Genomic DNA, 10013 nt, shown 5'->3' with positions numbered 1-10013 from the left:
GAGAAGGCTAGGGTTTGTATTAATGTGTTTTCACCTTCTGTAAGCTCAAAAGGATTATTTTTATCTATAGTAGGGAAATTCTTATCCCTAAGTTCATAAGTTTTTCCTTCTATTACAATTGTTCCTTTATCATAATCTATTTTGTCAAGCAGTATTCTGTCATCCATTCCATAATTAGGATGTCTTTTTATAAGCTGGCATTCCAATTTAAATTGTATTATAGATATAGCCTTATGCATTTTAGCAGCTAAATCCTTATCAACTTCATCATATATATTTTTATCTAATGTATTAGGCTTAAATACTTCGCATGGATCATCTTTGTAAACATCATTTGCAAAAGCTGATAATGATCTTAAATTAATTCCATAGCTGTATTCAAGCAAATCAAAATTATTATATCTTACAGCCAAACGAACAGCATTAGCCACGCATATTAAACTTCCTTTAGCAGCGCCAAGCCAATGTATATCATGATTTCCCCAAGCTATATCAACTTCATTAAAAGTCATTATGCTTTCCATAACTTTATCAGGGTGAGGACCTCTGTCATATATATCTCCTACTATATGAAGCCTGTCAACACTGCATTGACGTATAAGCTGACAAAGGGCTATTATAAATTTATCAGCTGCGGATATTTCTATAATGGAATCTATAATAGAAAAATAATAATTTTCTTTATTTTCTTCAGCATCAGTCTGAAGCAGTTCATCTAATATATATGCAAAATTTTGAGGCATTTTTTTTCTGATTTTTGATCTTGTGTATTTGCTTGTTACAAGTTTGCATATTCTAATAAGTCTGTATATTGTAATTCTGCACCAGTCTGCAAAATCATCCATATTTGATCTGTTATTTATAGTGTTTTTAGTATCTACAATTAATATTTGAAGTTCTACTCTGTCATGTTCTGGGATTGTATTTTTAAATAATGTTTCAATTTTTTCTTTTATAACTCCTGATGAAGTTCCAAGCAAATATTCAAAACCATCAGATTCGCCATGTATATCACTTAAAAAGTATTCAGTACCTTTTGGAAGTTTTGAAATGGCTTTAAGATTAATAATTTCTACAGAAGCATCATCTATTGTAGGATATTTTTTAGATAATAATTCTAAATAATCTTTATCTCTCATATATTAACTCCCAAATAATAATTGATATTAACAATTATATACAAAAAAGCTGATTAATCTATAAAAAATGTAAAATATTCATTTTAAATTTAAAAAATTCAAAATCACAATTAGAGATATTGACAAAAAAAATAATTAGTATATAATTCTTTTTAACTTAGAAAAAATTTTTACGGGATGTAGCGCAATTGGTTAGCGTACCTGCTTTGGGAGCAGGGGGTTATGAGTTCGAGTCTCATCATCCCGATTTTTATTTTTTATACATATGCGCTAGTAGCTCAATTGGATAGAGCAACTGCCTTCTAAGCAGAAGGTAACAGGTTCGATTCCTGTCTGGCGCACATAGATTTTAATTTTATTCCAAAAATACATGGCGAATGTAGCTCAGTTGGTTAGAGCGCCAGATTGTGGATCTGGATGTCGCGGGTTCAAGTCCCGTCTTTCGCCCATCTTCTAAAAAATAGTTTCTATATTTAATACTAATTTGTTATATCTATAAATATTTATTTTTTTAATTAATTTTAGAAAAGATATTATTTAATATTGATGCATATAATATTTAATTCTTAAACAGAAATACCGGTAACTGGTTCCATATGTAAGATGCATTTTATTATTTTTAATACAGGAGTTCAATTAAGCATATTTTTTCATTTTAATTAAAACTGTCATATGAAATTATATATTATTATACTATAGTTTTATATCTAAGGTTTTAGAGAGGATTTTAAACTATGTTTCATTTATTGCCGATAATTATTGCAGTGTGATTATTTGATGCGTCTGTGGCTCAATTGGATAGAGCAGCGGATTTCGGTTCCGTCGGTTGGGGGTTCAAGTCCTCTCAGACGCGTATACTATATAAAATTGATTGATATTTAAAACAAATATGTTAAAATGTAATATATATATTTTTTTCTGTGAGAAATAAGGTACTTTAAATTATATGAAAGAAAAAAATTTTAAGAAATTGAATTTTATAGTATTAATATTATTCCCAATAATTCTGCTTATATTTTCAATAACATATAATATATATAGTATTGGTACAACTAATAGAATAAAAAATGAATTGGAAAGCTTTACAAATTCTCTTTCTTTAAGATTAGAAAGTAAATATATGGATATGATGAGCTTGTATTTTAAAGATGAATTAAATAATTATACAATAGCAAATGAATTTACAAATTTAGTTAAAGAACAGGTGAGATTAGGCGTAACTCCTCATTTTAATTCTCTTAAATTTTCTATAGATTATACCATTAGAAAAAGTATAAGAAATACAACATACTCAATATTATTTATAGCTGTTTTAATGTTCATATTAACTTTAGTATTAAATTTTACTAATAATAGCTTCAGTTCGGCATCTGCTAATGTTAATACTCAAAAAGCAGTTAAACAAGAAAATGCATCTGATACAAAAGAGAAGTCTAAAATAAATAATGTAATAGATAATTCATATAGCGATAATATTAAAGCTGAAATTGAAGAGATGTATAAAAATCTTGTTCATGAAATAAAAAATTCAAGAGATGAAAAAGCTCTAGAAATATTAGAAAAAATGTTCCAAATTGATGATAGAAATTATTTAGCTTTAAATGGTGCAGGTATACTGCATACTAAAATATACAGCCGTGAGAATAAAGAAGAGCAATTTAAAAAAGCAGATCAGTATTTTGAATATGCCTTATCATTATTCGGCAATAATGATAATATACAAAACAATAAAGGTATTTTATATTCTATAAAATATGAAATAAAAAAAATGGAAGATGATTATGAAAAAGCATTAATGATGTTTAATGATATATTGTCTTCTAATTATTTAGATTCAGAGTTATTAAACAATAGAGCAACTTTGTATTCTGTTAAATATAAGATAAAAGGCGATGATAATTTATTTCAAAAAGCTTTAAAAGATTATAATGATTTAATAGAAATGGATTTTAATAATATATATGCCCTTAATAATAGAAGTGCTCTATTTTTCAATAAGTATAAATATTCAGGCGATAAAAAATATTTTGACAAATCTATTGAGGACTGCAACACAGCATTTAAAATTAATTTTTCTGAATCTTTATATGATAATACAGGAACTTTATATATTTATAAATTCTAATTAATTGTGTTTAATACTTTTAGGAATTTCTATTTTTTTTCGTTTTATTCCTAAATTATTTTTTCTATATTCAAATTCAAGATCGTTCATATTTAATGATTTATTATATTTTTTTATATCATTAGTACTGTATAATATACTCATATTATTTTCTTTATTAATAAAAAAATAATTATGAAGCTCCATATCATCCATACTCATCAAAGTTATATCATGCGTGGAAAGTATTAATTGAGAAGTCTCTTTTTCAATATCATCAAATGTATTATTTTTAAATAAACTTACAGTAAGTTTTAATAATTCAGATTGAATAGCATTGAACTCATCCAATACTGATAATGTACCGTTCATAATAGAATATAATATATATATAAGATTGATAGCATATACTTTATTCCCTTCCGATTCCACTTCATCAAAATCATTGCTGTAAGTATCATGTTTAGAGAGCAATTTTTTATTGTCAAAAACAAATGAAAAATCATTATTATTTTCAGCATCAACAATATTTAAATCGTCAATGTTAGCCATATTAAGAAGCTTTTTATATGTATCCCAAACTTCATGCTTATTGAAATAGTTAAAAGCATGCATTATAGCATAAGATGAAAAATCAGCTTCATTTGTAAAAGGAAATAAAAAACAAAGATTTGTAAATAATGATATATAATAGTTAGATTCTTCTCTGTATTTATCTATTGTGTTATTGATATGATTGTTTTGAATATCATTAAAAAAACTTAATACGGTATTTGTATTTGGTATATTGTCATTATATTTAAATATGCCGTTTACTATATTAGATTTAAGTCTTTCAAATATTATATCATTATCTTTAATGAAAATTTCTGAATATATTGTTTTATTTTCATTATCTAATATTAATTCATATTTACATAAACTCTGCTCATCATAAGAATAGAATTCTATATAGAATCTGCTTTTTTCATATTTTCCGTAAATCATATTAGGGTCTAATAGTCTTTTTATACTGTCATTACTTGATGATATATATCCGTTATTAGCATAGAATATATATTTTAAAGCATTTATCAAATTACTTTTTCCGCATCCGTTATGGCCATATAGAAAACATACTTTAGATATATATTCATTATTAATTTGTTTAATATACGGATTATTACCTGTTTCCGGTACCCTGAAATTAATTGATGCTTCATTATAAAATGATCTATAATTTGATAAGCTGAATTTTAAAAGCATATTAGTTTTCATCTCTTTTCAAATGTTCTCTAAATTAATATAACAAAATATTTAATAATATGTAAATTATTCTTTATATTGATTTTTTAGTATTTTATTTATATTATATAGTAATGGATAATAATATAGATTATAAAAGTTTAAATAGATGGCGTTTGATTCTAGGGAGTTTCGCTGAAGATAATATAGAGCTTAGTAGTGAATATTCTGAAATGGATAATGCATTAGGTTTTTTGTATGATAGAGAATACGGCAAAGAATCTGGATATGCGGATTTTGAAAATGATGATAAAATTAAGGGCGGCAAGGAAAAAAGTTCATTAACAGTTCCTATTTGGGTTGCAAAGGTAAAAAAATTATTTCCTAAAAACACTGTTGAAATAATGCAGAATCAGGCATTGGAAAAATACAATATGACCGAAATGCTTACTGATGAGAATATTTTAAAAGAGATGGAGCCTAGTATGGAGCTTTTAAAAAATATTCTCACATTTAAAGATATGATGAACGGCAATGTAAAAAAATTAGCCTATGATATTGTGAGAAAGGTTGTAAATGATTTGAAAAAAAAGCTTGAAAGCGATATTAAAAAAGTATTCTACGGCAAAAAACTTCCAAACTCCTCAACTTCAAATAAAATATTTAAAAACCTTGATGTTAAAAAGACTATAAGAAATAATTTAAAAAACTATAATATCGAAGATAAAACAATATTTGTAGATAAATTGTATTTTAATCAAAATATAAAAAAATATAATCCATGGCATATAATAATACTGATAGATGAAAGCGGTTCTATGATGAATTCTGTTATATATTCATCTATTATGGCATCTATATTTGCTAATCTTCCGTACTTATCTATTAAGCTCATTATATTTGATACTTCAATAGTTGATTTAACCGATTATGTAAAAGATCCTATAGATGTATTATTTAAAGTTCAGCTAGGCGGAGGTACAGATATAGTTAAGGCTTTGGAATATGCCAAAAAGATAACAACGATACCAGAAAAAACTATTGTTCTTCTTATAAGTGATTTATATGACAGCAATGATTACAAATATATGTATAAAAGTTCAAAAGATATAATTGAAGCTAGATCAAAACTCTTTGTTCTTCCTGCTTTGGACTATAATGCGGATTCTTCTTATGACAAAAATGCAGCTAAGCAATTGGCAAGGATTGGAGCTAAAGTTGCTGCTATTACTCCTAATGAACTTTCTAAGTGGATAAGCAATGTTATATCTTAAATAGATGAAATATTATATAATAAAATGAATGAGGGTAATTTTATGGAAAATTATTCAAATAATGATAACTCATTTGAAAAATATTATAAAGACGGTGTTAATTGTTATAATAATAAACAATATGAAGAGGCTTTGAATACATTTAATAAAGCTATGGAATTAAACCCTAATCATGCAAAAATATATTTATATATGGGGGTTTCAAAATTATTACTTGATAGAAAGGAAGAGGCTATATTAGATTTTAGTAAAGCCATAGAATTAGACCCCGGATATTCAAAATTCTATTTTTACAGAGGGGTTTGCGAGATGGTATTAAAGATGAAAGAAGAGGCTATGTCAGATTTTGATAAAGCTATAGAATTAGATTCAAATTATGCAAAGGCATATTTTTATAGAGGTATTTTTAAGTCTTCATTAAATATGAAGGAAGAAGCTGTATCTGATTTTAATAAAGCTATAGAACTTAACTCTAATTATTCTGAAGTATATTATCATAGAGGATTTTCTAAACTTAAATTGGATAAAAAAGATGAAAGTATAGAAGATTTCAATAAAATTCTTGAACTAAATCCTAATGATGCTTTTGCTTATTTCATAAGAGGAAATATCAAAAAAGATCTCAATAAAAATGATGAAGCTCAGAAGGATTTTGAGAAGTATGAAGAATTAAAAAAAGAAATATAAAAATAATATTTATTTTCCTATTATCTTTTTTATTGTTTCTATAAATATATTCATTTCTTCATCAGTTCCTATGCTTACTCTTATGTAATTATCTATTAATTTAGATTTAAAATATCTTACTAATATTCCATTTTCTCTTAATTTTAAATAAATATCTTCAGCAAATATTTTTTTATATGATATGAACAAAAAATTAGATTTTGAATCAAGTACATCAAATTCTAATTCTTTTAATTGTTTTTTTATTCTTTCTCTTGTATTAATAATCTTGGAAACAGTATCTTCAAAATATTTTTTATCTTTTATTGATTCAATTCCTGCCAGTATTGAAAGGCGGTTTATAGTATATGAATTAAAAGAATATTTTATATTTTTAAGTCCCTGTATAAGATTTTCATTTCCTATTGCAAAACCCAAACGCATTCCTGCTAAGCATCTTGATTTTGAAAAAGTTTGTACAACTAATAAATTATCATATTTACTTGTAAGTTTAACGGCACTTTCACCTCCGAAATCTATATAGGCTTCATCAATTATTACTATATTATCTTTATTGCTTTTAACTATATCTTCTATTTGAGAAATAGTTAAAAGTATTCCGGTTGGGGCATTAGGATTTGCTATAAATATTCCTGAGTCTAAATTTTTATAATCATCTATGTTTATAGTAAAATCATCTTTTAATGGTATTTTTATCTCATTTAAATCGAAAAGACTTGAATATACAGAATAGAAACTATATGTTATATTAGGATAGTATATTTTATCTCCTTTATTAAAAAAAGCCATAAAAGAAAATGCAAGTATTTCATCAGAACCATTTCCTATAAATATATTATTTTCATGGACATTATAAAATTCTGAAATTTCTTTTTTTAAATCACTTACGCTTGGATCAGGATACAATCTCAAATCATCAAAGCTGCTTTCTGTTATTATTTTTTTTACATTTGGCGATGGAGGATATGGAGATTCGTTCGTATTTAATTTTATATATTTTTTATCTTTAGGCTGCTCTCCAGGAGTATATGATTCTATTGAATTTGCTTTATTACTTAAAAATTTGCTCATAAAATAATTAAATCCTCTTAAAAATTTTATTAGTAATAAATTATATACTATTATTAAATATAAATAAAGTGTGATAATTATTAGAAATAAAAATAAATTTATTATAAATTTGGTTTGACTTTGAAAATTTAATTGTTATATTAACATTGTATTTTACATTTCTATTAGAAATAATTTTATAGAGGTTTTTCACAATGAAAAAAATGCACAGTTTATCTTTTAAAGTGCCTGTAATAATAAGTTCAATTATTTTTGTAACAATAGCTACATTAGCAATTATTTCCATATTTTCATCTTCAAGAGGTATAAGAAAGGCAACATTAGAAGGATTTACAGCTACAGTTTCAGGATATTCTTATATGATAGACATGGTATTGCATGAGCAATTATTAGCCATAGCAACTTATTCTCAATCAGGTACATTAGCTAACGGTATTACTGGTATAAATGATGAGGCATTAAAAAATGAGGCTTTAAGAAGATTAAAAGCTTTTGCTTCAGTAAATACTTATGCTATAAACATAGGTTTGGCAGATTCTAATGGTGTTGTTTTGCTTGACAGCAGCGATAAACATATAGTAGGAAAATCCATAGCAGAGATTCATAATGATTTATTTACAAGAATGAAAGCTAATGATTATAAATTTACATTTGATAATTTTCCAAGCATATCATCTACAACAGGCGGACAGGCATTGCTTCTTTGCGGAGGAATTAAAAATTCGCATGGAAATTTAACTGGTTTGGTTTATATTAATTTAGATTTGCAAAAGGTAAATAATGAATTTATAAGCGGATTAAAAATTAACGGCAGAATAACAGTTGCTAATAGTGATGGTAATGTAATATTATCATCAGATAATAAACGTATAGGCGGCGACTTGCCTGGAGTTTATAACATTATAAAAACAACATCAGAAGGCATAATAGAATCATATAATTATCTAGGAGATGAAGGAAAACGTTCAGCAGCTTATAAAAATGTTGATATAATGCCTTGGACTGTTATATTTGCAAAAGCAGATAAAGAAATATATAAAGAAATAAAATATACAATATTGCGTACAGCTATAATAGGACCTATTTTTATAATATTATGTACTATAATAATAGCTATGTATATAAAAACTATTACCAGACCTTTAGATGAATTAGTTCTTATATCAAAAGAAATTTCAAATGGTGATTTAACATCTGATCATAGAAATATTAAACGCAGAGATGAATTGGGAATATTGGCTAATTCTTTTTTTGATATGAGAGACAGGCTTTCAGATATAATTATTAAAGTACGAACTTCAGCAGATGAAATAAGAATGAATGCCGAAGAGCTTTCAAAAGGCAGTATGGATTTGTCAAGACGTACAGAATCTCAGGCAGCAAGTTTGGAAGAAACAGCTTCTTCAATGGAAGAGATGGCTTCTACAATAAAATCATCTACAGATCAGTCAGTAGAGGGAAATAAAATGATGATAGATTCCAGAGAGTCTATTCAAAATGCCGGAGATATAATTTTGGAAACTACAAAAAATATAGAAGAAGTTTATGATGCAAGTACAAAGATTAAAGATATTACAAAGATAATAGAAGATATTGCTTTCCAAACAAATATACTTGCTTTGAATGCGGCAGTAGAGGCAGCACGTGCCGGCGATATGGGTAAAGGTTTTGCTGTTGTAGCTTCTGAAGTTAGAAACTTAGCTCAAACAACTCAGACATCGGTTAAGGATATTACTAATTTGGTTGATAATGCTTATGATAAAATCAATAAAGCTACAGAATCAGCTAGAGAGTCTCAGGAAATATTTGATGATTTACAGGTAAAAATAGAAAATACAGCTAGAATAATGCAGGATATAAGTTCAACAGCGTTAGAACAGCAGGCAGGGGTAGATCAGGTTAATAAGGCGGTTGCTGATATGGATACTGTAACTCAGCAGAATGCTGCTTTAGTAGAAGAGGCATCAGCATCATCTACAGCTTTATTAAATCAGGCAGTAGAACTTGTTGAGGCTATGAGTTTCTTTAAAGTTAAATAATTTATATATTTTTTAATTATATATAAAGAAGATATTTCTTGATTGAAGTATCTTCTTTTTTTAATTGTGTAATTATATATATATTGTAAAGTTACTAAATAACTGACAATTATCGTAATTTTGTTTATTATATAATTATTAAAAATAAAAATAATATAAATTATGTTCTGATATAAACAGTAAATGTATATAAGAAAAAATATTTATTATTGTTTTTTTAATGGTAATAAACATTATATTTTTGATATTTTTATATAATAATGTATTTTTTTTATTATTAATATTGAATTTATTTAAAATTTTTTAAAAAAAATATATTTTTTTTTATTTTGATATTTAAATTATTTTAATTAAATGTATATTAAAATTTCATTAATGTAAATAAAATTTAATTAGGGTAATTATTATGAAGAAAATAACTAGTTTGTCTTTTAAAGTTCCTTTTATTATAAGTATAATTATTTTTGTTACAGTT

7 protein-coding genes and 4 tRNA genes are annotated in these 10013 nt (G+C 25.7%); 8 read left to right on the top strand and 3 right to left on the bottom strand.

From position 1 onward, the window contains the following. Window positions 1–1139: fructose-bisphosphatase class III (locus Q0J90_RS09955; protein ID WP_297277752.1), on the bottom strand; the 1139-nt coding region annotated here is incomplete at its 3' end. A 173-nt stretch (window positions 1140–1312) separates the two neighbouring features. Between Q0J90_RS09955 and Q0J90_RS09950 the strand changes: the two genes are divergently transcribed. From Q0J90_RS09950 to Q0J90_RS09930, 5 genes are all read left to right on the top strand, one after another. Further along, window positions 1313–1386, top strand: a tRNA-Pro gene (locus Q0J90_RS09950). 20 nt (window positions 1387–1406) lie between these two features. After that, window positions 1407–1480 (top strand) — tRNA-Arg (locus Q0J90_RS09945). Between the two features lie 31 nt (window positions 1481–1511). Then, window positions 1512–1587 (top strand) — tRNA-His (locus Q0J90_RS09940). A 331-nt stretch (window positions 1588–1918) separates the two neighbouring features. Continuing rightward, window positions 1919–1992 (top strand) — tRNA-Arg (locus tag Q0J90_RS09935). A 93-nt stretch (window positions 1993–2085) separates the two neighbouring features. Beyond that, the gene (locus Q0J90_RS09930; RefSeq protein ID WP_297277751.1) at window positions 2086–3264 is read left to right on the top strand and encodes a hypothetical protein; all 1179 of its coding nucleotides are present in this window, start codon (window positions 2086–2088) and stop codon (window positions 3262–3264) included. Here Q0J90_RS09930 and Q0J90_RS09925 read toward each other — a convergent pair whose 3' ends face one another. Continuing rightward, complete coding sequence (locus tag Q0J90_RS09925) at window positions 3265–4500, bottom strand: AAA family ATPase (RefSeq protein ID WP_297277750.1); 1236 nt, start codon at window positions 4498–4500, stop codon at window positions 3265–3267. Window positions 4501–4601: 101 nt separating this feature from the next. Here Q0J90_RS09925 and Q0J90_RS09920 point away from each other — a divergent pair, with 101 nt between their 5' ends. Further along, a complete protein-coding gene (locus Q0J90_RS09920; protein WP_297277749.1) occupies window positions 4602–5741 on the top strand; it encodes a VWA domain-containing protein in 1140 nt (379 codons plus the stop codon). Window positions 5742–5783: 42 nt separating this feature from the next. Next, window positions 5784–6428, top strand: coding sequence for a tetratricopeptide repeat protein (locus Q0J90_RS09915; RefSeq protein ID WP_297277748.1), 645 nt, complete (start codon window positions 5784–5786; stop codon window positions 6426–6428). A gap of 9 nt (window positions 6429–6437) precedes the next feature. Here Q0J90_RS09915 and hisC read toward each other — a convergent pair whose 3' ends face one another. Then, window positions 6438–7499 (bottom strand): histidinol-phosphate transaminase, encoded by a 1062-nt coding sequence (hisC, locus tag Q0J90_RS09910; protein ID WP_297277747.1) that lies wholly within the window; start codon window positions 7497–7499, stop codon window positions 6438–6440. A gap of 194 nt (window positions 7500–7693) precedes the next feature. On the opposite strand from hisC, the gene Q0J90_RS09905 reads away from it, so the two are divergent. Then, the gene (locus Q0J90_RS09905) at window positions 7694–9538 is read left to right on the top strand and encodes a methyl-accepting chemotaxis protein (protein WP_297277746.1); all 1845 of its coding nucleotides are present in this window, start codon (window positions 7694–7696) and stop codon (window positions 9536–9538) included. Window positions 9539–10013 lie beyond the last annotated feature (475 nt).

This window comes from uncultured Brachyspira sp. (assembly GCF_944390595.1).
In the GTDB taxonomy this organism is placed as follows: domain Bacteria; phylum Spirochaetota; class Brachyspiria; order Brachyspirales; family Brachyspiraceae; genus Brachyspira.
This window is presented reverse-complemented; position numbering and strand designations above follow the sequence as displayed.